The organism is Photobacterium alginatilyticum (genome assembly GCF_009910675.1).
Lineage (GTDB): Bacteria > Pseudomonadota > Gammaproteobacteria > Enterobacterales > Vibrionaceae > Photobacterium > Photobacterium alginatilyticum.
Genome location: NZ_RSEJ01000001.1, coordinates 305,957 through 328,844, shown reverse-complemented (window position 1 = coordinate 328,844; position 22,888 = coordinate 305,957). Strand labels below are relative to the sequence as shown.

The following is a 22,888-nucleotide window of genomic DNA, read 5'->3' as shown; positions in this document are numbered from 1 at the left end:
AGCTTGAAATCCATATATCAACTTAACTAACGATATTGTAAGTAATAGCCTGATTAGATTCTTGACATATCGGGACATCAACTTGACCCAAATACCCGCAAATGTATTTGTATGATGCAGTTCACACCTTTCTTTAATATAAAAACGGAAAATCCCCTCATCATTCAATAGCTCCTAAGCGTAAGTAATACGAGCCCAGCAATACAAACATTTAGTACAATATAAATTACATATACATTAATCTATTCAAGGAAATACGACTCAATTTAAACAACTAGCGAACTCTATCTTTATCATCCAACATGCATAGACTCCGCTTTACTAAAAATAGTTCTATCACTCGTTACTTTGATCTTGCTAGCATTATTACGCTTGCAGTGAAAAATTATATTGAATTGACCTATGCCATGACGGACTATTAAGCATAGAGCTTTAGCTCTATACACAATAGAAACTATCCAGAGGCATACAATGAAAAAAATAACACCAATATGCTTATTACTCGCTTTGACAGTGGCTGGGTGCCAGTCTGATGAACAGGCTACCAATCAATCTCCCACTCAAAATGCCGAAGTCATTGCACAGCACAAACAGGGGCTGGCTAAACAGCTGAGTACCAGTTACGCAGATATCGAACAAACCCTTAAATCTCAAATCTCTGATCAGAACCTAACAATTTCGCTATCGACACTGCTAACCGAAGAACCTGAGTCATCCTTTACCCAGCAAATGTACAAAGCCGATACCAGTATAAGGACGATGAAAGGCGTTTCTGCCTATACAGATGAACTACTTGAAGTCAGACTTGCTGACAAGTCCATGGTACAAGAATGGAAAGACGGCATGAGCCCTTTGTTCGCCTTTGAACCAAAAGGGGATGATGAGTCATGGCAATATATCGAAGCCTACGATATCTACGGGCAGCTTCATCAGCTTGATGCGTACAAAATGCCTGACATGCCTGTGTTTGTTGTCGACAACAACAGTGCTAAAGAGCTAAAAGCAGGTCTGCAGGCAATGCAAGCTGAGATGCAAAAATTGGGGCAACCTGCTGTAATACAGGGTGACAGCGATACCGTCCAGCAAACACAGCTTAAGTCCAGTTTTGGAACTAGCTCAGCTGCACCAATTTCAACAACCGCAATCAAAAAGATTCGCTTAGCGGATGACGAAGAGCCGTGGATTTCCGGCAAGGCCGAAGTCTATGCCATTGTTACCGGTGTTAACCCAAGCCGAGACGAACCGACACTCGACTTGATTGAAATGCCATACCTCGATTATGACAACACCGATTACTATCCGAACCAGATTGCCATCCACTGGTCTCGCTACCGCTGGGGCGCTGCCGACATGATTTTAATGGAGCAGGATGACGGAACGGATTATAAAGAACTGGCTAAATTACTCGTAAAAGTAGCGGAAGAAGTGCTAAAAATGATCCCGGATCCTGAGGTTCAGGCTTATGCCATCATTCCGCAAATTACAGGCAAGATCATTGCCGCCATTCCTGATGGCCTGCTAGTTAATGATGATGACTATGTCGATGTTTACTATACGTTAATGCAAGATACCTCGTATGTTGATCATCCGGGAGCCGGTGGAAACGCCATTGCCACATTTGAACCATTGACTATCTCACCTACCCGTCCTTAATATATGCATCGGCGCTACCGAGAACGTAGCGCCTTTTTTGTGCCCTCTTAGTCTGTATATTCGAGCACCCTGACGGCTTATCAAACTCTTTCTGCATAAATATTCACAACATTATTGACACATTGCCATGTTAGATGTTTGAATCAAGGCATCCCGAAATGATGGGATCAGAAGAGGTGCGTTAACCAGGAAGTCTGTTCGAGGTATCCAAATACCGATGACAGCAGATAAGGGGGATTAACGCCGAGATAGGTTTGCGTTTGGAAGTAATACTTATCGGTTGCTGGGGCTGAATCCCCAGGACTGTCACCTATGGTGGAGAGCTTCTGGTGTTTGTGTGTTTTTTCGCCTTCCTCATGGCACGTGCCATTGGCGCCTTCGCAAAGCCAAGCTCTCTTTACGGATAGCAACAAGTTCGGACAAGAGATGCCAAATCACAATACTACTCCCATTCACGGGAATGAACGCATACAACAGACCACGTTATGGACGGCCCTCATTACTCCGTTCCTGCCTGACGAGTCTATTGATTTTGCAACCCTGAGCCAACTCGCCAAGGAACAAGACGCCGCCGGGAACGGGATCCTACTGCTAGGCAGTACCGGCGAAGCACTGGCAATGACCCAAGACGAGCAACAAGCCATTGTCCGGCATGTTTGTGATATGTCACTTTCTGTACCTTTGATGGTTGGTGTCGGCGGTTTTCAGCTGCTCCAGCAGCTGCAGTGGCTGGATTTCCTGAAAGATTATCCAATTGATGCCCTGCTCTTACCCGTACCACTTTATGCAAAACCCGGCGCAACCAGTCAGCATAAATGGTTTAGCCGCCTGCTCGATGCCAGCAACTGGCCGTGCATGATATACAACGTCCCTTCTCGTACCGGTGTCGCTCTCGATGAGCAAGTACTGGGACAGCTGGCAGACCATCCCAATACCTGGGCAGTAAAGGAAGCCAGCGGGAGTGCCGAAAAATTCAGTCGCTATTACCACTCTGCACCATTGCTCGAGTTCTTCTGTGGTGATGATGGTTTGCTTGTCGACTTTATTGCCAACGGTGCATGCGGCCTCGTTTCAGTGGCCGCCAATGCCTGGCCTGAAGCCACTGCACGCTATGTCAGACAGAGCCTTGATCTTGCTAGCGACGCTAACCAATCCGAACCAAGTTTCAAAACCTTGTGGCAACAAGCGGGGAATAGCCTGTTTTGCGCCGCAAATCCAATTCCGGTGAAAGCATTAATGAAACGTCAGGGGCGCATTGTGAGTGCAGAACTTCGCCCTCCTCTCTACAGTGAAGAGCTACAGGAACTGACCCCGCTCCTAGAAGCAGATGATGCTATTAACCAGTGGGCAGCAAGTATCTAATAATGAAACGGGGAAGCACCTTTATAGATGCTTCCCCGCTGCTGATTAAACATTTAGCCGTTATAAACTATCGATGCTCGCCAAGTGTTCAGTACTGTCCGGATCATATTCACACAAACGGGTTCCTATCGGTTCTATGATCCAGCCTGAACCAACCGTCAATTGAACGGGCGTGTCACTATGGCAATCATCGTCCACCTGTGCCTGAGCCCCCCCATCAATACTCTGGTTTGGTAACCTGCCTGCTTCAATATCACCAATTTGCCATGAGTGCTGCTCCACCGAGCGCATTTGAATACGGGCCAAATCACTCGCTAATAACTCAGGCGGATCACTATCTCCACCTACCCAGCTACATGCCGTAAGTAACAACACCGATGAAATCAAACAGTATCTGAACATATTCATTTAGCTCGCCTCAATCACTCCGTCGGGACCAACATGACTTTTCGCTTCTGTTTTAGTCAGGGAGGCCCCGCCTAAATATTTGCGTATCAGCACATAGAATACCGGCGTCAGCAACAGACCAAAGATGGTAACCCCAATCATACCGGAGAAAACTGCAACCCCCATCGCCTGGCGCATTTCTGCACCGGCACCTGTCGAAATCACCATCGGCAGTACCCCCATAATGAAGGCTATCGAGGTCATCAGGATCGGTCTTAGTCGCTGATGGCTGGCTTCAAGGATGGCTTCCCTTACGGTAAACCCTTCATGCTCCTTCTCGCGGGCAAATTCGACAATCAAAATCGCATTCTTCGTAGCCAGACCCACCAGAACAATAAATCCAATCTGAGTGAAGATATTGTTGTCACCGCCATAGATGATCACGCCGGTAATAGCCGACAATAACGTCATCGGTACAATCAAAATAATGGCTAGCGGCAAGCTCAGGCTCTCGTACTGTGCAGCCAGCACCAAGAAGACTAAAAGCACCACCAACGGGAAAACATACATCGCCGTATTACCTGCCAGCTGTTGCTGATAGGTCAGTTCTGTCCACTCATAGCTCATGCCATGTGGCAGCGTTTCAGCCAAGATTTTCTCCATTGCGGCCTGGGCCTGACCGGAGCTGAATCCCGGTGCCGGAGACGCATTCACCTCGGCGGTCGTAAAACCGTTATAGTGCATGACACGGTCCGGGCCTGCTGAGTGGTGAACTGAAATGAACGATCCCAAGGGAATCATGTCACCGCTTGCATTACGTACCTTCAGCTGAGCAATCTGCTCGGGCTCCTGTCGGAAGCTATCCTGTGACTGGACATTAACCTGATAGTTACGACCGAACTTGTTGAAGTCATTCACATACAGTGAACCAAGGTTAATCTGCATCGTGGCAAATATGTCATCCACCGAGACACCCTGCATTTTGGCTTTTTCACGGTTCACTTCGACATCAATTTGCGGCGTATTTACCTGAAAACTGGTAAATGCACCTGTCAGCTCCGGCGCCTGCCAGGCTTTCATGATCACTTGTTGAGTGACTGCATAGAGTTCCTCGTAACCCAGATTTCCTTTATCCTGGATCTGCAGGCGGAAGCCACCGATATTGCCGAGACCATTCACTGGCGGCGGCGGGAAAATCGCAATAAAGGCATCTTGAATGCTTGAGAACTTACCGTTAAGCGCCCAGGCAATGGCATTCCCCGACAGGTGCTCTTCCTGACGTTCTGCGAACGGTTTCAGCGTTACAAAGACTACCCCCGAACTTGGACTGTTAGTAAATCCGTTGATGTTCAGGCCCGGGAAGGCAACCGACGATTCAACACCGGGATGTGCCAGCGCAATGCTCGACATTTCACGAATCACATCTTCAGTCCGATCCAGCGACGATGCGTCAGGCAACTGAGCAAACGCGACTAAATACTGCTTATCCTGCGATGGTACATAACCGGTTGGTGTTTCAACAAACTGGTAGCCTGTCAGAGCCAATAGGCCGGCATACAACACCATGACAATACCCGCACCACGGATCACTCGCTTCACCGTACCGGAATAGGCATTACTGCCCCAGTCAAAGAAACGGTTAAACGGAACGAACAACCAGCGTCCGAACAGCCAATCAATCAGCTTACTCAAACCGTCTTTCGGCGCTGTTTTACTGCGCAGGAGCAATGCAGATAACGCCGGGCTCAAGGTCAGCGAGTTCAGTGCCGAAATCACCGTCGAGATGGTAATCGTCAGGGCGAACTGACGATAGAACTGACCTGTCAAGCCGGACATAAATGCTGTCGGAATAAATACGGCAGCCAGCACCAAAGTGGTCGCAATGATCGGACCCGTTACTTCCTTCATCGCCTGCCTGGATGCTGCTACCGGCGGTAAACCATTTTCGATATTTCGCTCAACATTTTCGACCACCACAATCGCATCATCGACCACGATACCAATGGCCAGTACCAAGCCAAACAGTGAGAGCGCATTAAGCGAGAAGCCCAAACCATGCATAATGGCGAAGGTACCGATTAACGAAACCGGAACAGCTGCCAGAGGAATGATCGCCGCGCGCCAGTTTTGCAGGAACAAAACTACCACTACAACAACCAGCAATAAGGCTTCAAATAGTGTCTTCACTACCGCATCGATAGAACCACGAACGAACACTGTCGGATCATAGACAATTGAGTAATCAACGCCTTGTGGAAAGTTCTCTTTGAGCTCGGCCATTTTGGCGCGGACACCATCAGAGATCTCGATGGCATTCGAACCCGGACGCTGGAAAATCGGGATGGCAACGGCATGCTTGTTGTCCAGCAGCGAGCGTAATGAATAGCTGTTGGCCCCCAGCTCAACACGTGCTACATCGCTCAGACGAACGATTTGCCCTTGTTCACCAACTTTGATCACGATATTACGGAACTCATCTTCCGTGCTCAGACGACCTTTTAGGTTGATCAGCAGCTGGAAATTATTCTCGGCCGTCGGCTGCGCGCCAAGGCTACCGGCAGCCGCCTGCTGGTTCTGCTCGCGGATCGCATTGACAACGTCCATTGCCGTCATATTCAGAGCGGCAAGTTTAGGCGGATCGAGCCATATTCGCATCGAGTACTCACCGGCACCGAACAGACGAACGCTACCCACCCCCTCAACACGCGCCAGCTCATCTTTCACATTGAGGTTGGCGTAGTTCGACAGGTATAGCATGTCATGACTATCATCTGGCGAGGTTAAGTGCACCACCATCGTCAGATCCGGTGATGACTTTTCGGTGACTACGCCCAGGCGCTGTACTTCCTGCGGCAGCCGAGGCAATGCACGCGCTACCCGGTTTTGTACCAGCACCTGCGCATCATCAATATCTGTTCCCAGCTCGAACGTCACCGTCAGGCTGAGGTTTCCGTCCGACGTAGCCTGCGAAGACATATACAACATGCCTTCAGTACCATTAATGGCCTGCTCCAATGGCGTAGCTACCGTATCGCCGATCACTGTCGGGTTGGCTCCCGGATAACTGGCCGTAACCACCACTGTTGGTGGAACCACTTCCGGATATTCGGTAACCGGTAATTGAAAGACGGCGATGGCACCGGCAATCATGATCATCAAAGAGATGACCCCTGCAAATATCGGCCGTGATATAAAGAATTGAGAAAACTTCATTGTTACTGTTCCTTAGCCGCGCTTACCTGCAAGCGGATCACTGCTGGCTATCGTGACTTCTGCCTGTAGCTCATCAACCCGTTGTTGCTGGCGTTTTATCTGTGCCAATGCCTCGTCGCTGGCCATTGCTCCCGGAGTTGGGTTCACAGCGGCTCCCGGACGAACACGTTGCAGCCCTTTCAGCACAATCGTATCCCCAGGCTGCAGGCCATCACTGACCAATCGTAAGCCGTTGTGTTTTTTGCCCAACTTAACCGGGCGATACTGGACCTTGTTATCCTGATCCAATACCAACACGAATTTGGTGTTTAGATCGGTACCGACAGCTTTGTCATCTATCAGAACGCCCTGATAGCTGGCACTGCCTGCCACTTTGATCCGTGCAAACAAGCCTGGCGTAAATCGACCATCAGTATTTTCAAACACGGCGCGCCCACGAATCGTACCGGTCTGCTCGTTGATTTGGTTATCCATGAAATCGATATGGCCGGTGTAAGGGAAACCTTTATCATCAGCCAGTCCCATCATGACCGGGGATTTGTTGTCATGGGAATCAAGACGGCTACCTTCACGCGCCAAACGCTTGTACTTCAGGTACGTCTGCTCATCGGCATCAAAGTAGGCATAAATCGTATCCGTCGAGACCACCGTTGTTAGCAGGCTCTGCCCTGCCGTAACATAGTTACCTTTGGTGATCAGTGCACTAGACACCCGGCCGGAAATCGGTGCTTTCACCTGGGTATATTCAAGATCCAGCTTGGCCTGATCCAGCGCCGCCTTGCGAGACTGAACTCTAGCATTGGCCTGCTGGAAACTTGCCGCACGGCTATCCAGCTCTTCCTGAGAAATCGCATTCTTCTTAATCAGCTTCTTGCCGCGAGTCAGCTGGCGCTGAGCAAGCAGCGCCTGACTTTCTGCATCAATCAGATCGGCTTTCAATCGGTTTACCTGCGCTTCGAGAGGCTTGGCGTCAATCATGAACAAGACATCACCGGATTTGACCAGTGCCCCTTCCTCGAAGACAACCTGCTCAACATAGCCTGATACTCTTGGTCTCAGCTCAACGGTCTGCGGAGCCTGAAGACGGCCCGTGAACTCATCCCATTCGGTAACCCTTTCACTGATCACTTGCGCTACCGTAATTTGCGGTGCAGGCGGCTGACTCATCCCGGCCTGTTCTTCGCGCTGTGGTTGACAGGCCATCAGCACGCTGGCAGCAACGGTGGCTAAAACCAGATTGCGTAGTCCTTGTTGGGTTTTCATTTTTTTCTCCATGGAATGTCGTTCTTTGGAGGCATTCTATGTCGATTGATACATCACAAATAATTTTAAATCTTTATCATACGTATAACTTTTTGTGATGTATCGAGCAGGGCTAGCCATTAAATACATAAAATACTATGATGTATCGCACCTCAATTGATAAACAGAACGACAGTATGCGCCCACAAGAACTGAACCTGCTGGTGATTTTTGATGCCATCATGACCGAGAAATCGATCACTCGTACTGCCGAGCGATTATCAATGACCCAGCCGGCGATCTCTAATGCTGTCGCCAGAATGCGGGCAGCATGGAAGGATGATTTGTTTGTCAAAGACGGCCGTAACATCCAGCCGACAACCTATGCCAAGAATCTCTGGGATCAAATCCGCGATCCTTTGCACAACCTCAATCAAGCCATTGAGCCTGATGTGTTTGATCCTCAAACAGCCAAACGCACATTTAGGATTGCTGTCAGTGATATTGTTGTAGATACCGTATGGCTCGACTTACGCCGTTATTTTGAAGCCCATGCACCGGGCATTAACCTGCATGCTGTGCCCTATACCATTACCAATGCCCAGCAAGTACTGGATGATGCAGAAGTCGATCTGGTGATGGGTGAAACAATTCCCGTGCCGGAGAGTATCCGCTCGACCCATCTTCTCGATATCTGTCATGTCTGCGCCATGCGCAAAGACCATCCGCTGGCTAAACCGGATTTAACCATTGAAGAATTTGCCAGTGCCGACCATCTGCTGGTGTCGTTATCCGGTGACAGCTATGGTGCTACGGACAGAGCTCTTCATCAGCTAGGTATGACACGCCGCGTTGCTGTTACGGTTAACCATTTTGCCTCGGCCGCACCGCTTCTCATTGATAGCGATCTCGTCGCGATCCTGCCTGCCGCCGCAACCTATAAACACGTTGCCAGCGGCAAGTTATCAGTCACTCACAGTCCAGTTGAAATCCCGCGCGGCTCTGTGTCGATGTGGTGGCACAAACGACAGGACGAGGATGCAGGCTTGCAATGGCTGAGAGATCATATTCAGGAGAAGTTTGTTACTCGCTGGAACCAAAACCTGCGAGAAGTATTTGAGTGCGTGTGCTCGTAACGGCTATAGCTCTCTTGAGACAGCCCTGGAGGTGTTCAACTTAGTTTGAACAAACGACTTAATACGAACGTTACTGTTTGCTATCACGACACCAGATGTTACCAGCACAATCCCAACCAATTGCGTGAAGTGTGGCATTGTTCCCAGTGCCATACTGATCACAAGCGTAAACACAGGAATGAGATTGAACATCGAGGTCACTTTTCGTGGCCCGATCACCTGTGTACCCTGCATCCAGAAATAATAAGCCACCAGCGTGCCGCATATCCCCATATACAAAATTATCGCCATATCGCTTTGGGTCATTGACTTAATGGCAACGAATGGTTGCTCTAGCCAGCTGGCAATTAGCGCCATTTGGATAAACCCTGCTCCCAGCGTCCAGCGCAGAAACTGGCTCAAGGGAATATGCGACACCCATTTCTTTGCCAATACCGTATACAAGCAACCGCTAAATAAGGCTAACAAAGCCAGAACATCCCCGGACTGAAGCGCTAGTTGCTGCCAGTTCCCCCGGGTAAGCACAAGTAAAACACCGGCAAGGCTAACCGCCGTCCCTATAAGGTGATCTCGCGTAATTTGCGTGTTCAAAATCAATGCAGACAATAGCAAACCGGCCAATGGCATATTGGCAATAATGATAGAGGCATTCACCGCAGAGGTATGATCCAAGCTGATGAAGATTGCACAGTTTTGCACCAGCACACCAATAAAAGCCAGTACCAATAAATAGATTTTGTCACGTCGGCTAAGGATAGACTCTGGGCTATGACGCAATAATCTAAGCAGCAACAAACAAACACATGCAACCCCAAACCGAACAGTTGCCGCAACAATAGGCGTCATTGAGGGGCTGAGCCCCTGAATAGCGTTAAAATTACTTCCCCAAAAGAAAATGGCCAAAAGCACCCCAAGCCAGACTTTAGATGTATGCATCATAGAATTACCTACCAATTGAATTTACATTGTCTTGGCAGGATATAGATTGCATAATTGATTATTAATAGCCAATAATAAGAGTGTAGCTATCAATTATGAGAGGCCATTCCCTGGATGATTTACACCTCTTTGTACTTACATCCCAGTATCAGAGCCTGACTCAGGCTGCAGCGAAGATTGGAATGCCTCTGGCTACGCTGAGCCGGAGAATTAAAAAGCTTGAAGAGCAGCTCAACTGTCGCCTGATCGATCGCAGCGCCCACCATTTTGCTTTAACCACCGACGGCGAGCGCTACTTCCAACTCAGTCAACCCTTCATTACCGGCCTCAATAACGTAAAAGACTTGATTGAGCTTGACCGCGAAGAACTCTCTGGACAGTTCAAGATCTCGGCACCTATCAACATGACTCAAGTGTGGCTCAAACAGTGCATTTATGACTTTGCTCTCAAGCACCCAGCCATCCAGATTAACCTGCAGGTGCAGAACGAAAAAATCGACCTGATCTCGGAGCAAATCGATGTCACTTTTCGTGTTGGGGATCCTATTGAACCCGACTGGATTGCGAGAAAGCTGTGGCAAATCCCGTTTGCCCTTTGTGCCTCTACCCTTTACCTGGATCAACACCCGCCGCTTACTCACCCGTCGGAGCTATCAAAGCATCGGTTGTTATCTATCAGCCCTTTGAAGGTCTGGCAAATGTATCACCAGCACAGCGGTGATAGTTTCTCTCTGGACGTTGATTCTCCCTTTCAGTCCAACGATGTGCTGCTAATAAGAGATGCAGCCCAACAAGGACTAGGGATCGCCTGGATGCCTCCCTATTATGTTCACGATGCTCAGCAGCAAGGCCACGCTTTAGTACCTGTATTGCCCGAATGGACAGGCGAAGCGATTGATGTCTTTCTCATGTACCGAGATAAAGATAAGCAACCGGCAAGAGTTAAAGCCTTTATCCAGCATGTATTCGACTGGAAGGCGAAGTTGGCATCCAGTTTTATGACTAATCAAAGTCCAGACACATCTGCATAGATACGATATTTGGTTATTAACTCATTCTTAATCCTAAAAATAGTGACAACCCGAGCAGAATCAGCAAGCGTTTTGGGTATCTACCAATAACTTCTCGGTCATCCCATCAGCCAGGCTTGATACATTCGGCGATAACTCCAAGTTGTTTCCTTTGCGAACCGACTCAGTATGTATGTCACGGTAGATATAATCTGGGAGTACGAAAGGGAGGTTCATTTGTCGAAACAAGCTTTCCAACATCTCAGAGGGCTGGTTAACAAACCGATCATAGTTAAACAGGTGCACTCTATTATGGCTATCCAACCTCTGGGAGAAATAATGCTCGTTTCGAAGGTACCAAAAAAGCGTGGCAGCATCGGCGGGATTCATTTCAGGGTGGTAGTATTGCTCTATTAACTCCTGAGACTCTGTTGATACATTCTCTGACAACCAGGTTCTTGATGAACTTATGGCGTAGCCTGGATCACAGACAGGCCTGATATTATCTCTGGCACCTTCATCGGGGCCAAATTTCTTCAAATTCGAACTCGCAACATCTCTATAATCGCGATAAAGCCATATCGCCTGCGCATCTTCAAAATATTCCATGATCTCTAATGCACGCTGGCTCTCAACCAAGGGTTTACAAACAATAAGCGGAGCGGGTGAAGACTCTATTATTGCTCTGACATTATCAAGTTGGTTCAGGCGTAATCGTTCAGGATCCTTGCTACTAAGAGGACTATATTCACCAAAAACACAAGAGTATGGGAGCTGATCAAAAACATGGGTTAGCAACGTTGTCCCCGATCGCTGGCAGCCAAAAATAAAAATGATTTTCTGTTGATGTGAGTGATAACGTACTCGCTGAAGCCATGGTTTAAACAAGTTATTAATGCGTGACCGTGACGTGATAATGGTTTTCATAGCAATCACTCTTCCCTGGCAAGTAAAAGTCAACTGACTGTCAGTATAGAGTGTCATATCAATCAAACGGGTCAATTAGTCAAAATCATCACTTAGCCCACTATAAATGGTACTAAAGTTTAGAGAATATCAGGCTTGGTATTATGGTGTGTGCCAGTGCTGGCTTAAACTTTCGCCAGCACTAGAATCGTTAGATATGAAGTAAGGATTATTGTCTTTTGTCACTGTGGAAGGCGAAACGGCTATACACATTTCCTTCTTCAGTTACGGCCTTAAACTTGATTGATCTTGAGTTGTTGATTGAGATAGGAAGAAAAACCCGTCCATTTTCGTCTGTCTGGAACGTTTGTCGTACCTGGGGCACATTCACCAGCGACACAGTTGCGTTCGCAGCCGGCTGACCTTGTTCGGTCACTGTTACCCAAGCGCCATGCGACATACTCGAGATTCTGAGATCAGCCAGAGAGACTGACGAAAACGTCATGGCCATTGCCGCTAGAACAAGATGTGTCTTTCTCATTTTATTTCTCCATCACTCTTAACCACACCGGCTACTTACACCACGTGAAATGCGCTCCATGGCATTACATGGTGCTAGCCGAACTTACGTTAATAGTAGCCGTGTGTGAAAACTACTAAGGAGGTGATGATAGAAATCAAATTAGATTCGCATTACAGAGACACAATCTTATCTTTAAATTTAGCCAGCTCAATATTGCTAAGCATATTTACCCCATCCCGACCAGTAATCAAATCGGAGATCACTACCTTACCGTCCTGGTTACTCGATATATAATATTGAGAGGAGTCCCCAGTAAAAAAAACCGTGTTCTTCCCGAAATTACCTGTGATGTGATTATCCAGTTTATTGACAATCACATTAGCATCATTGTTTCCCGTCAAGGTGATATCTTTCAGGTACTGTGAATGATGGGTATAAGGCTTATTCTGATCAAAGCGCAAACTAAAATCACCGCTGAAACTGTCATCGATTCTCGCATTATAAGTAAGATATGGATGAAAGAACTTGTTGCGCATTAACTGCGCCCCCAAGCGGTCCTCTGACATAATTTCATCACGCGTTTTTGCAATATACACGCCCCACATACCATGGGTCTTACTTTCCGTCCATGCGCCCCACAGGCCATAATAAGAATCGACAACAGAAGCTAAATATTCCTGTGACAGGCTATTTTCATCACTCAGCTCTTCAATCCAGTCCAGGCTCTCTGAGCCAATCCCCCAAATCCCACCAGCAAGCGCTGATACCTGTGCATTGCGTATTTCCGCCTGATAGTCAGGTAAAACACCGATAAAGCTCTCATACTGATCAACGCCAATACCGGTATCATGAACCAAGTGGAGTATTTCTTCGAAAGTCGCATCACGGTGTTCATAGTTTTGCTCTATATACCACTGATGCCCCTCAACTTGAATTTCATCCTGATATAACGGCTGTCCGTCAAGTTCAGCCGCACGATTAGTGCCATCATCACTACCATTTAGCAGCAGTAATATCGCGTTGTTATCAGTCATTCTATTAGCTACGGCTGTTTTATCTGCACCATACTCTGAGCCGGGATATGGCATCAGGTAGTGTTCGAGCACCGAACGCGCCCTGATAATCTGATTATCGGAAAGCTTATCCTGTGCAATGATGTGAATTGCTCTCCCGTTTGGCGCAGTCACCTTGGTATAGCGATTAAAGCCAAGTCGGCTGCTATAGGTTTCGGAGAGCTCTTCAGGCACATTGGTGATTCCAAGTGTCAGAGTTTGAGCTGATATTTCGCGGTGAGTATTGGGTTGAGATGCAGAATTTGATTTACAGCCTGAAATAACGGCAACAACTATGGCCAGGGAGCCGGCAATAACTTTATTCACAACACACTTCTTCTTCGAAGGATTTATGACAAGTATGCCATTTTCATTCAATCGTTAAGTATGGGTGTGTATGAATGGCTAGTTGCTGTGTATGGAGTTGTATATGAAATAAAAAACTCACACTTATTCCAAGTAGTGTTGAAAGAATAGCGCCCCATATATGTCCACAAAGCAAACAACAACCGCTCAAAAAACACCCAAAAAGAGTTCAAAAAACAACCTACCACCGATCGATATCAAGTATATAAAGCAACCAAGTAATTAATTACTTTCTATAGCTTGAACCTTACAGATAACTTGATTAGTATTCAGCGCACTTATGTGCATAAGCCTATTATTAATACAGCATAAATTAGGGAATAATAATGAAAAATATCATTGTAGCGGCTACTGTTGCTTCAGCAATTCTTGCATCTCCTGTTTCGTTGGCTGAGGAGAAAGCAACTAAGTCTGGCATTAACCCTTGGACTGACTGTGGTATTGGTGCCATGATCTTCCAAGATATTGCTCCAGCAGCGGCTATCTCTAACATTATTTGGGATTTAGGTACAACAGCAGTAACTTCTGCTGGCCTATCTGAGCAAACCTGTGAAGGCGCAAATGTTAAAACAGCTATGTTCATCCAGCAAAGCTACAACAACATCATTGAAGAAACTGCAAAAGGCAACGGCGAGCACGTAACAGCAATGCTTGATCTTCTTGAAGTGAAGCATGCGGACCGTCCAGCGATCATGGAAAATGTCCGAGAAGACATGGCTCAAGTAGTTAGCCAGTCATCTTACGCAAATGCCACTACTGCAGAAAAAGCAGAAATGTACTATAACTCATTGATTGCAAATACTGCTGTATAATTCACCAAGCTGTATTTTCTGAGAGGGCGGCCTACGGCTGCCTTTTTTATACCTGCTGAAAACTAGCAATTCTTAACTGTAGCTTCATTACTAATGTTCAAACATATCATCACTTCTGCCTTAATAAGTTCAACCCTAATTCCAAGCGCATATGCAGAAACTTCTGCTTCAAATTGGGTAGAACAATCACAATTACTAGACCTGTCGAATAATCGTACTTGGTTAAAACTGATGCACTATGAAACGAGCTTTGGTACAAGTCTAGAAAGTGAAGTTACATCAAATAACTTTTTTATTTCTTCTGAAGGAAAAATCAACCCCAAAATAGAACTTGAAGCAACAATCAGTGCAATGTTAACTGATGAGCCAGAAGATAATAAATCTGCTCAATGCCGGTTTCCAGCACGCAAGCTATGGCTAGATCAAGTGTTGACTGGCATCGCAGATAGTATGCCCCAAGTAAACTGCTCTGATTATCAAGAGCATGCAAAAGAACACTCGGCAACATCGTTAAGCCTGCTATTTGCTACAGGATATCTAGGTAACCCGGCGTCAATGTATGGTCATTTACTAATAAAGCTAAATAACCAAGAAAGCAGTGAACTACTTGAAAATACATTAAATTATGGGGCTATGGTTCCAAAAGATGAAAACAAACTCAAGTACATAACGTGGGGGATTCTGGGAGGTTATCAGGCCAAATTTTCATCTGAAGCCTTTCATCGCCATAGCCGAATTTATAACGAAACAGAGCTTCGTGATTTATGGGAGTATAAGCTCAACTTAAACCAAAATGAAATCGATTTAGTGCTGGCTCATCATTGGGAGCTTCATGACAAAACCTTTACATATTATTTCTTTAAACAAAATTGCGCATACCAGATTGCAAAGCTGCTAGAGCTTGTCATAGATAAACCATTGATGAACACATCCAAGCCATGGGTTATGCCTTACGATATTATTGCAGCTGCATCCAAGCCATATGGTGACAATAAAGATACCGTGACTTCGATTCGCAAACACGAATCTCGACAAGAAGCATTTTATAGCAAATTTCATCAGCTAAGTAGAAGCGAGCAACTTCTCACGCATGACATAGCTGAAGATATTAATATTATCGAATCCAATAGTTACAATGATCTCAACTTAACCAGTAAAAAGCGCATTGTAGAGACTCTTTTCGACTATTATAGCTATCTTGAGGTTTCACTTGGTGAGTTAAACTCTGAACAAAAAGAGAGTCGAAGAAAATTACTTACGGAGCGATTTGCTCTCTCAACCGAGCAAACTAATTGGCTGACGACATATACAGCTCCCCCACATGAAGCCCAATACCCTTCATTACTGCAGGTAACACCAACTTACAACTCTCAAAATGGCGAGGGCTTGGAGCTACGCTACAGAGCTAATTATTATGATCTGTTATCTCTCGATGCTGGACGTCTACCTTTTTCTGAGCTCTCAATGTTTGACCTTCATGCCCTCTACCGAAATGACAGGTTGAGCTTAAAGCGTTGGGATCTATTCCATGTGAAAAATATCAATGTATCAAGTACAGGGTTACCGCATGATGGTGGTTTCAGCTGGTCACTTAAAGCTGGAATTGCTGATGTCGATCTGCAATGCAATAACTGTTTAGTCGGTGGTATTTCTGGATCTTTGGGCCAAAGCTATCGAATAAACAGTCATACGGCAATATACAGCACAGTCGATGGGAAGCTTCAGGCTCCTGACCGTGAAAGAGGGAATTTCAAAGCTGGTATCTCTGCAGGAATAGTTTCACGCCTAACTCCATCGTGGAGAATGTCCTTTGCTACTGGATATTTCTACTACCTAGATAATACAGAGCAACATGGTCATACCGTAGAATGGGAGCAAAGATTCGGTAGGGCTAAAGATTGGGATATTAGAACTAATCTTAGCTATGACGGTGCATCAGAAGTGAGCATATCATACAGCCATTACTGGTAAGTCTTCGTTTTTCATCTACACTTTTTGTATTAATACATAAAGGATTATGCAGTTGTTCAAGCCAGAGAAGCTACTTGTTTATTTCGTCTTCGTCTTATTACTTTCAGGATGTGAAAGTTTATTTTTCTGGCCATCAAAAAAAATGGTACCGTCACCAGAATATTTTAATTTCACCAAACAAGATCGGTTCTTTACTTCTGAGGATGGCACCATTATCCACTCTTGGCTGCTTCCGACATCAAAAGAAAAGCGCGGCACCATTTTCTTCCTGCATGGCAATGCACAAAACCTCAGCTATCATGTAGCCAATGTGTATTGGCTCATCGACAAAGGATGGGATATCGTTATTATCGATTATCGCGGATACGGCCGTTCAGCCGGAAAGCCAAACTTTAATGCGGTTCAAAAGGATGCATTGGCTGGTTATCACGCACTTCTTACCCAACACTCTGACAAGCTCCCTATTATTGTTTGGGGACAAAGTCTGGGGGCCGCTGTAGCAATAAATCTGGCAGCGAACCTTCCCCCCGAAGACTTACCGCAAGGATTAATCATTGATAGCGGTTTCAGTTCGCAACGTAAAATCATGCAAGAGACTCTTGGTAAGTCTTGGATCACCTGGCTATTTCAGTACCCTCTCAGTTGGTCAGTTACAACCGAATATTCCCCTGATGAAGCCATCGTAAAAATTAAGGATATACCACTGCTGTTTGTCCATAGTGCCAATGACCCACTCATTAGTTCTAGCCATGCAGAAACACTATTTGAGCTTGCAAATACTCCCAAACAACTATGGATATCAAAACAGCAAGGTCACATAACAATTTGGAACAATGAAGAATGGCGAGAGAGGTTATCTTGTCAGTTATCTAACTGGCCAATGCTTCTACCTGTTGAGGATGCATGTAAACCTCAAAATTTTGATCCTGCACATAAACAACAATATTATTTTTCTGACATTAATTAAAAATACATTGTATTTCCATCAGTACATTACCCCTCAAGAACCAAATATTATAACTGCATCATAGTAATAATTTTAATTGGCTACATACTAATAACTAGTGATTGAAGTTGTTATCATATTTAGCCCTTAACAGTGAGTTAATATTGGGGCGATTGTGAAAAACTTAGAGTAGTCTATAGATTTCCCATTTTATTATTTATTGCTCGAGAGAAGTTCGCAATGCGTTGAGTTTTACAATACCCAAAGCAAGAAGAGTCCCTACACCAACTACGATTGAACCCATTACTTCATTTATGGTAATTGACTCATCTAAAAAAGTTAAACTTAGTAGTATGGAAACAGGAGGAACGAGGGCTGAAAACAAAGCTCCTTTTGCTGCGCCTAAAATAGATACACATTTTGCATAACAATATAGTGCTAGTATTGCTACTAAGACACCTTGATATACGCCATGCCACACTATCAGATCCACTGGATTATTTTTAATTACTTCTATAGAAAAAGGGGCACATATAATGCCTGATACAACAGAAACCAATGCAGTAGCAGACCACGAGTCAACCTGCCAGTACTTACTGAGTAAAGTAAAGGATGCCCAAAGCGCACCACATCCGATAAACATCATATCGCCAAATATTGTATCAGTACTAATGTTTTGCAAATTACTCAAGCCTATCCAGACGACTCCTGTAACAATAGCAGCAACTCCTATGCACCGACTTAATGTTAATGCTTCTTTGAGAAAGACAATGCTGCCTATCGTTGAAAATACCAACATGGTACTTGGTGCTATCGCACCAAAGTGGGTACTAGAAGACATCTTGATTCCATACATAGCCAAAAGTACGTAGGGCGCACCTGCTCCAATTGCTAGTATAACACCTTTGCTGAAGATCATACGAAGCTTAATAGAATGATATAAAAGAACAGGGAATAGTATTATCCCTGCAATTGTGAATCGAAGTGATGCTATATCTAACGGAGAAAGAGAGTGTGTAATAGCAACTTTCGAAAATACAGGCCAACTCCCCCAAATCAAAGAAGCTAGTATTCCGACCAATATCCCAACACTATTGCTTTTCAGGTTGCATATCATAAGCAGTACTCCTTAATGTTGTTACTTACTCTAGTGTAAGGCTATACTTCTTTCGATCTGCGGAAATCACATCATATAAGAGCATTAATACTGCGATTATTTCGAAATATCGAGGAAAAGCTGCGCATGGATAATTTTGATCGACTAATACTCGTAAACTTACAATCGAATAATAAAGTTACCTCTGAAGAACTCGGACACGAAATTGGTCTTTCGGCTACGGCTGTACAGCGACGAGTTAAAAAGTTGAGAGAAACGGGTATCATAGACAAAGAGATTGCGGTACTTAATAGCAATCAACTTGGCGGATTTGTCACCGTAATTGTAGACGTAGTTATGGTGAAGGGGGGGACACAAATAATTGATGGATTTAAGGAAAAAGCAATAAAAAATCCTGACGTGCAGCAGTGTTACTATGTCGCTGGTGACAAGGATTTTGTACTAGTAATTACAGCAACTAATATGCAGCGATATGAAGAAATCACTCGCGAACTTTTTTTAGACGACGCTAACATTCTCAAGTTTACTTCAAACATTGCTATGCAACCAGTTAAGGTTGGCCTATCTATCCCTATTTAGCATGTTTAAATTAAAGGTTTGCACGTTCGGGCGTATCCGCCCCATGATCCCACGGGGCGACTATTAATGAGAGAAGTTCCAGGGGAGTAGAGAGTCGATATCAGATTCGGGCTGGGCTTGCTCTTCCATACACTTAACCAGATAGTCGTACAGGATTAGCCCGTTAGCTTTAGCAGATTCGATGATACTGTAAAGCATGGCACTGGCCTCAGCGCCCTTCAGCGTATCAGCGAAGAGTTCTTCCGGCCGATGACCAGTGATTTGATGGCGCGTTCCGCTCGGTTGTTGTCGATTGATAAGTAGCCGTCCTCCACATACCGCTCGAGCTTAGACCATTGACCCACTGTGTATTTGATAGCTTTGCCCAACTGACTGGACGCCACGACCTTCAGTGATGTCAGCCACTGGTACAAGTCATCCAGCATTGGCTTCGCCAGTTTCTGCCGTTCGGCCAGCCGCTCTTCTGCGGGCAACCCTTTCAGCCGGTTTCCAACGCATAGAGCTTTTGGGTTTTCGCCAAGGCACATCGGCTTTCCCGGCCTTGCCTTTACCCTGCAGCGTCTTGGCATCCGTGAACTTGCGGCGGGCGAGAGCCAGGCAACCGAGGTGTTTTACCTGCGTTAGCCCACCATAGGCCTCGGTCTGCAGATAGCCGCCATACTCACCAAGGAAGGCAGCAGGACAAGCCCTCGCACGACTATTTTGATAGTCAAACAACACGATATTTTTCATACCTTCCAATGCGGCTTCTGGTGAGTCAGCTCCAGAGCAGTACACCCACATATAACATTGCTTATCTTCCTTGAGGACATTGAGCGGCGTTTCATCGTCCTGCATGACCCAGCGCACCGGAGTTCAGAGCTAAGTCGGTCTCGGATTCAACCAACGCCGCTAGTCCGTTGATAAATTTGCGGAAGTCAACAAACTCGCGATACAGGTAAATGACAGGAGGACTGATTACCCCTTTCATGACTGAAGAGCGCCAATAAGCTCTCCAGATAACCCCAGGAGTTCCTTGCGGAATGCTTAGCTCGATATCATTGATGCTGAGGGCCATATTTGCTAGGCCGAGTTTGGTAAACTGGTAGTGCGTTGTCTGCTCTACCACTTCTGCACGAACAAACCCGCTTTGATGGCAGTCATTGGATAGTTGCAGCGAACGTCGTTTAGCAAAGAAGGTTGAAGTGCTGAGATTGTTCTGTCGACAGAACTCTCTTTGGGTGAGGGAACGACTTTCGTATTGTTGGAATATTGCCATCCATTCTTGGTCGCTACGTCGATTGGCCATGATCCTATCTCCTAATTTTGCGGAATTAAGATCATAAAAGGCTCGTCAGCTTATTTGAATGTGAGGTTTATGGGGCGCTTACGATAGATTCTATCCGTAATCCATCCCTTATGCACACAACAATCACATAACCTATTTATATGTATTGAGTCGCTTATTTGGGGTGAGTAAATAGTACGAATACGAAGGTGTATCTTTTTATGGTTTTGTCGCAAAGTTATGCTGAAGTCCAAGCTAACTAATTTTCAGATACAATTAGTCTGCCAGTACGTAAAACTGCTCCCAAGCAGATAAGCCTTCAGGGTTGTCGAGCTGTCCATTTTTAATCATCACCCAAAGTTCTACACCGGCTAATGTAGCCACCGCGCCTTCGTCAGATTTCCAGCCTAGTACCTGGTTCATATTTCCTTTCACTCTGCGTGACTTTGCTAGACAATATTGTTAAGGTATTTCATTTGAAGGACTTCAATGAGGTTGAGCATCAAGCCATTACACTAAAGCTCAACATTGATATGATGCGGAGCCAACGCATTGGAATATCTTCCATCAATCACCACCTTTTCAGGTAGTCCGTGCTGGCCGATGGCTTTTTGGAAAAAGCTCTCGCTGCCTTTTTGTCTCGCGTATCACGCAGTAGAAAATCGATCACATCACCATATTTATCAACTGCTCGGTAGTAATACTCCCATAGGCCTATTACGTTGATATACGTTCGTCCATCCGCTACGAAAAAGCTACTGGCTTCTTCTTTGCAAGCTCGCTGTTCAAGCAATGGTGCATACTTTATCACCCAGTGGTTCAATGTTGAGTAGTCAACAATGATGCCACGCTCTACCAATATCTCTTCAATTTCACGGTAGCTCAGCTTATCGGAAAGATAGTAACGAACGAACTGCAGTATGATCTCCAAGGAAAAATGATGATCTGTGAATTTTATGATCATGCAGTCGCAACATAGGAAAATGTACCGTAACTATAAAGCATTAGGTATGCGTTGAGGAAAAATCATATAAATCAACACCCTAAGTGCGTACTCGGTAAAGTTGGTTAACTGCATACTGGTTTCCTCTCTCACATCAATGTATAGAACTTTTCCTTGATCTAAACATGCATTTGAGATACAACACTGAACATATATTATAAATACATGTTAAAGGGAAGTCATCATGCTCAACGCTAAAACCATTGAAATCGTCAAAACTACTGCTCCACTGCTGGAGGAAACCGGGCCAAAACTCACCGCACATTTTTACGAGCGCATGTTCATCCACAACCCCGAGCTCAAGAATATTTTTAACATGAGTAACCAGCGAAACGGTGATCAGCGTGAAGCTTTATTCAATGCCATCATCACGTATGCCAAAAATATAGATAACTTGCCTGCCTTACACGAAGCAGTAGAAAAAATCGCACATAAGCACACCAGTTTTCAGATCACCAAAAACCAGTACCAAATTGTTGGCCGACATCTTTTGGCCTCTATCGACGACTTCTTTTCTCCTGGACAGGAAGTCATCGATGCCTGGGAAGAAGCATACGGTGTGTTAGCGAATATTTTTATCGAACGGGAAGAACAGCTCTATCAGGAGAACGAAAATCTTGCAGGGGGCTGGCGTGGCCTTCGTGAATTTGAACTAATTGAAAAGCGCTCGGAAAGCGAAAATATTTGTAGTTTTGTATTTAAGCCAGTTGATGGAAAACCTGTTTCTGCTTTCAAACCTGGTCAGTACCTTGGCATTTACATTCAGAGCGACAAACTTGAGTTTCAAGAAATCCGTCAATACAGCCTGTCATCATCTGTACAGGACAGTACTTACCGAATCTCTGTAAAGCGTGAATCTGGAGGTCTGGTTTCAAACTATCTGCACGATGAACTGAACCTTGGCGATACTGTTAAACTCACTTCACCAGCGGGTGACTTCTTTATGGAAGTCGAAGAAAACACACCGGTTGTTCTTGTCTCTGCTGGCGTCGGCCTAACCCCCACTTTTTCTATGCTGGAAACTCTTAAAGATCATAAAGCCCCGGTAACCTGGGTACATGCAACCGAAAATGGTAAACAACACGCATTCAAACAACACGTCAACCAGATAGTGGACGCCAATGACAACATGAATTCTCTGGTTTGGTACAACACACCAACCGAAGAAGATTGCATAGGTGATGATTATCACTTCTCAGGTTTTGTGGATCTGAATGAATTCGAAGACGCCGTTAAAAGAGACAAGGTACAGATTTACTTCTGCGGCCCAGTGGGGTTTATGCAACACATCGCAAGGCAGTTAGTAGAACTCGGAGTTCCCAGAAAGCAGTTCCACTACGAATGCTTTGGACCTCACAAAATCGTTTAGCCCAAAGCAAGATATCAGCTCCCATCAGGATACGC

18 protein-coding genes, 3 pseudogenes and 1 riboswitch are annotated in these 22,888 nt (G+C 45.4%); of the genes and pseudogenes, 9 read left to right on the top strand and 12 right to left on the bottom strand.

Features of this window, described 5'->3' with window-relative positions; all coding sequences use genetic code 11:
* The first annotated feature begins 471 nt into the window (after window positions 1-471).
* Together EIZ48_RS01385 and dapA are read left to right on the top strand one after the other, a co-directional pair.
* Window positions 472-1,653, top strand: coding sequence for a DUF3103 domain-containing protein (locus EIZ48_RS01385; protein ID WP_160648332.1), 1,182 nt, complete (start codon window positions 472-474; stop codon window positions 1,651-1,653).
* A gap of 163 nt (window positions 1,654-1,816) precedes the next feature.
* Window positions 1,817-1,987, top strand: a riboswitch (Lysine riboswitch).
* Between the two features lie 92 nt (window positions 1,988-2,079).
* A complete protein-coding gene (gene dapA, locus EIZ48_RS01380) occupies window positions 2,080-3,015 on the top strand; it encodes a 4-hydroxy-tetrahydrodipicolinate synthase (protein WP_160648331.1) in 936 nt (311 codons plus the stop codon).
* 60 nt (window positions 3,016-3,075) lie between these two features.
* Here the strand turns inward: dapA and EIZ48_RS01375 are convergent, their stop codons facing one another.
* The 3 genes from EIZ48_RS01375 to EIZ48_RS01365 are packed head-to-tail and all read right to left on the bottom strand — an operon-like array spanning window position 3,076 to window position 7,878.
* Window positions 3,076-3,423 carry a hypothetical protein gene (locus EIZ48_RS01375; protein WP_160648330.1) on the bottom strand — a complete coding sequence of 116 codons (348 nt, stop codon included), beginning with the start codon at window positions 3,421-3,423 and terminating at the stop codon, window positions 3,076-3,078.
* Window positions 3,424-6,615 carry an efflux RND transporter permease subunit gene (locus EIZ48_RS01370; RefSeq protein WP_160648329.1) on the bottom strand — a complete coding sequence of 1,064 codons (3,192 nt, stop codon included), beginning with the start codon at window positions 6,613-6,615 and terminating at the stop codon, window positions 3,424-3,426.
* A gap of 12 nt (window positions 6,616-6,627) precedes the next feature.
* Complete coding sequence (locus EIZ48_RS01365; protein WP_160648328.1) at window positions 6,628-7,878, bottom strand: efflux RND transporter periplasmic adaptor subunit; 1,251 nt, start codon at window positions 7,876-7,878, stop codon at window positions 6,628-6,630.
* Window positions 7,879-8,054: 176 nt separating this feature from the next.
* Here EIZ48_RS01365 and EIZ48_RS01360 point away from each other — a divergent pair, with 176 nt between their 5' ends.
* Window positions 8,055-8,993 (top strand): LysR family transcriptional regulator, encoded by a 939-nt coding sequence (locus tag EIZ48_RS01360; protein ID WP_160648327.1) that lies wholly within the window; start codon window positions 8,055-8,057, stop codon window positions 8,991-8,993.
* 3 nt (window positions 8,994-8,996) lie between these two features.
* Here the strand turns inward: EIZ48_RS01360 and EIZ48_RS01355 are convergent, their stop codons facing one another.
* On the bottom strand, window positions 8,997-9,932 hold the full coding sequence (locus tag EIZ48_RS01355) for a DMT family transporter (RefSeq protein WP_160648326.1): 936 nt from the start codon (window positions 9,930-9,932) through the stop codon (window positions 8,997-8,999).
* 95 nt (window positions 9,933-10,027) lie between these two features.
* Between EIZ48_RS01355 and EIZ48_RS01350 the strand changes: the two genes are divergently transcribed.
* Entirely contained in the window at window positions 10,028-10,963 is a 936-nt protein-coding gene (locus EIZ48_RS01350; RefSeq protein WP_160648325.1) for a LysR family transcriptional regulator, read from the top strand.
* A gap of 60 nt (window positions 10,964-11,023) precedes the next feature.
* Here the strand turns inward: EIZ48_RS01350 and EIZ48_RS01345 are convergent, their stop codons facing one another.
* The 3 genes from EIZ48_RS01345 to EIZ48_RS01335 form a co-directional block, all read right to left on the bottom strand.
* On the bottom strand, window positions 11,024-11,944 hold the full coding sequence (locus EIZ48_RS01345) for a sulfotransferase family protein (protein ID WP_160648324.1): 921 nt from the start codon (window positions 11,942-11,944) through the stop codon (window positions 11,024-11,026).
* Window positions 11,945-12,077: 133 nt separating this feature from the next.
* Window positions 12,078-12,389 carry a hypothetical protein gene (locus EIZ48_RS01340; protein ID WP_160648323.1) on the bottom strand — a complete coding sequence of 104 codons (312 nt, stop codon included), beginning with the start codon at window positions 12,387-12,389 and terminating at the stop codon, window positions 12,078-12,080.
* A 152-nt stretch (window positions 12,390-12,541) separates the two neighbouring features.
* A complete protein-coding gene (locus tag EIZ48_RS01335; RefSeq protein WP_205298565.1) occupies window positions 12,542-13,750 on the bottom strand; it encodes a hypothetical protein in 1,209 nt (402 codons plus the stop codon).
* Between the two features lie 365 nt (window positions 13,751-14,115).
* Between EIZ48_RS01335 and EIZ48_RS01330 the strand changes: the two genes are divergently transcribed.
* From EIZ48_RS01330 to EIZ48_RS01320, 3 genes are all read left to right on the top strand, one after another.
* Window positions 14,116-14,601: a DUF3015 family protein gene (locus EIZ48_RS01330; protein ID WP_160648322.1), complete on the top strand. Its 486-nt coding sequence runs from the start codon at window positions 14,116-14,118 to the stop codon at window positions 14,599-14,601.
* 93 nt (window positions 14,602-14,694) lie between these two features.
* Window positions 14,695-16,572: an Lnb N-terminal periplasmic domain-containing protein gene (locus tag EIZ48_RS01325; RefSeq protein WP_160648321.1), complete on the top strand. Its 1,878-nt coding sequence runs from the start codon at window positions 14,695-14,697 to the stop codon at window positions 16,570-16,572.
* A gap of 46 nt (window positions 16,573-16,618) precedes the next feature.
* Window positions 16,619-17,539, top strand: a complete 921-nt coding sequence (locus EIZ48_RS01320) for an alpha/beta hydrolase (protein ID WP_160648320.1) — start codon at window positions 16,619-16,621, stop codon at window positions 17,537-17,539.
* A 196-nt stretch (window positions 17,540-17,735) separates the two neighbouring features.
* Here EIZ48_RS01320 and EIZ48_RS01315 read toward each other — a convergent pair whose 3' ends face one another.
* Window positions 17,736-18,635, bottom strand: coding sequence for a DMT family transporter (locus EIZ48_RS01315; RefSeq protein ID WP_192928418.1), 900 nt, complete (start codon window positions 18,633-18,635; stop codon window positions 17,736-17,738).
* Window positions 18,636-18,761: 126 nt separating this feature from the next.
* Between EIZ48_RS01315 and EIZ48_RS01310 the strand changes: the two genes are divergently transcribed.
* Window positions 18,762-19,214 (top strand): Lrp/AsnC family transcriptional regulator, encoded by a 453-nt coding sequence (locus tag EIZ48_RS01310; protein WP_160648319.1) that lies wholly within the window; start codon window positions 18,762-18,764, stop codon window positions 19,212-19,214.
* Window positions 19,215-19,277: 63 nt separating this feature from the next.
* On the opposite strand, the pseudogene tnpC reads toward EIZ48_RS01310, so the two are convergent.
* The 4 genes and pseudogenes from tnpC to EIZ48_RS01290 all read right to left on the bottom strand — a co-directional run.
* Window positions 19,278-20,054, bottom strand: a pseudogene (tnpC, locus tag EIZ48_RS01305) (IS66 family transposase); the annotation flags it as partial.
* Window positions 20,038-20,184 carry a transposase gene (locus tag EIZ48_RS01300; RefSeq protein ID WP_160648318.1) on the bottom strand — a complete coding sequence of 49 codons (147 nt, stop codon included), beginning with the start codon at window positions 20,182-20,184 and terminating at the stop codon, window positions 20,038-20,040. The pseudogene tnpC and the gene EIZ48_RS01300, both read right to left, overlap by 17 nt.
* Window positions 20,181-20,502: pseudogene (gene tnpA, locus EIZ48_RS01295) on the bottom strand (IS66 family insertion sequence element accessory protein TnpA). Before tnpA ends, EIZ48_RS01300 begins: the two are co-directional and overlap by 4 nt.
* A 255-nt stretch (window positions 20,503-20,757) precedes the next feature.
* Window positions 20,758-21,445, bottom strand: a pseudogene (locus EIZ48_RS01290) (IS6 family transposase).
* 223 nt (window positions 21,446-21,668) lie between these two features.
* Here EIZ48_RS01290 and hmpA point away from each other — a divergent pair.
* Window positions 21,669-22,853, top strand: a complete 1,185-nt coding sequence (hmpA, locus tag EIZ48_RS01285) for an NO-inducible flavohemoprotein (protein WP_160648317.1) — start codon at window positions 21,669-21,671, stop codon at window positions 22,851-22,853.
* The last annotated feature ends 35 nt before the right edge of the window (window positions 22,854-22,888 follow it).

What these genes read in the sequence shown, in the direction of transcription:
- EIZ48_RS01325 (WP_160648321.1), top strand. Translation starts at nt 14,695, where the DNA reads ATGTTCAAACATATCATCACTTCTGCCTTAATAAGTTCAACCCTAATT.
- EIZ48_RS01315 (WP_192928418.1), bottom strand. Translation starts at nt 18,635, where the DNA reads ATGATATGCAACCTGAAAAGCAATAGTGTTGGGATATTGGTCGGAATA.
- EIZ48_RS01350 (WP_160648325.1), top strand. Translation starts at nt 10,028, where the DNA reads ATGAGAGGCCATTCCCTGGATGATTTACACCTCTTTGTACTTACATCC.
- EIZ48_RS01340 (WP_160648323.1), bottom strand. Translation starts at nt 12,389, where the DNA reads ATGAGAAAGACACATCTTGTTCTAGCGGCAATGGCCATGACGTTTTCG.
- EIZ48_RS01310 (WP_160648319.1), top strand. Translation starts at nt 18,762, where the DNA reads ATGGATAATTTTGATCGACTAATACTCGTAAACTTACAATCGAATAAT.
- EIZ48_RS01360 (WP_160648327.1), top strand. Translation starts at nt 8,055, where the DNA reads ATGCGCCCACAAGAACTGAACCTGCTGGTGATTTTTGATGCCATCATG.
- EIZ48_RS01375 (WP_160648330.1), bottom strand. Translation starts at nt 3,423, where the DNA reads ATGAATATGTTCAGATACTGTTTGATTTCATCGGTGTTGTTACTTACG.
- dapA (WP_160648331.1), top strand. Translation starts at nt 2,080, where the DNA reads ATGCCAAATCACAATACTACTCCCATTCACGGGAATGAACGCATACAA.
- EIZ48_RS01385 (WP_160648332.1), top strand. Translation starts at nt 472, where the DNA reads ATGAAAAAAATAACACCAATATGCTTATTACTCGCTTTGACAGTGGCT.
- EIZ48_RS01355 (WP_160648326.1), bottom strand. Translation starts at nt 9,932, where the DNA reads ATGATGCATACATCTAAAGTCTGGCTTGGGGTGCTTTTGGCCATTTTC.
- EIZ48_RS01300 (WP_160648318.1), bottom strand. Translation starts at nt 20,184, where the DNA reads ATGAAAGGGGTAATCAGTCCTCCTGTCATTTACCTGTATCGCGAGTTT.
- EIZ48_RS01365 (WP_160648328.1), bottom strand. Translation starts at nt 7,878, where the DNA reads ATGAAAACCCAACAAGGACTACGCAATCTGGTTTTAGCCACCGTTGCT.
- EIZ48_RS01330 (WP_160648322.1), top strand. Translation starts at nt 14,116, where the DNA reads ATGAAAAATATCATTGTAGCGGCTACTGTTGCTTCAGCAATTCTTGCA.
- hmpA (WP_160648317.1), top strand. Translation starts at nt 21,669, where the DNA reads ATGCTCAACGCTAAAACCATTGAAATCGTCAAAACTACTGCTCCACTG.
- EIZ48_RS01320 (WP_160648320.1), top strand. Translation starts at nt 16,619, where the DNA reads ATGCAGTTGTTCAAGCCAGAGAAGCTACTTGTTTATTTCGTCTTCGTC.
- EIZ48_RS01370 (WP_160648329.1), bottom strand. Translation starts at nt 6,615, where the DNA reads ATGAAGTTTTCTCAATTCTTTATATCACGGCCGATATTTGCAGGGGTC.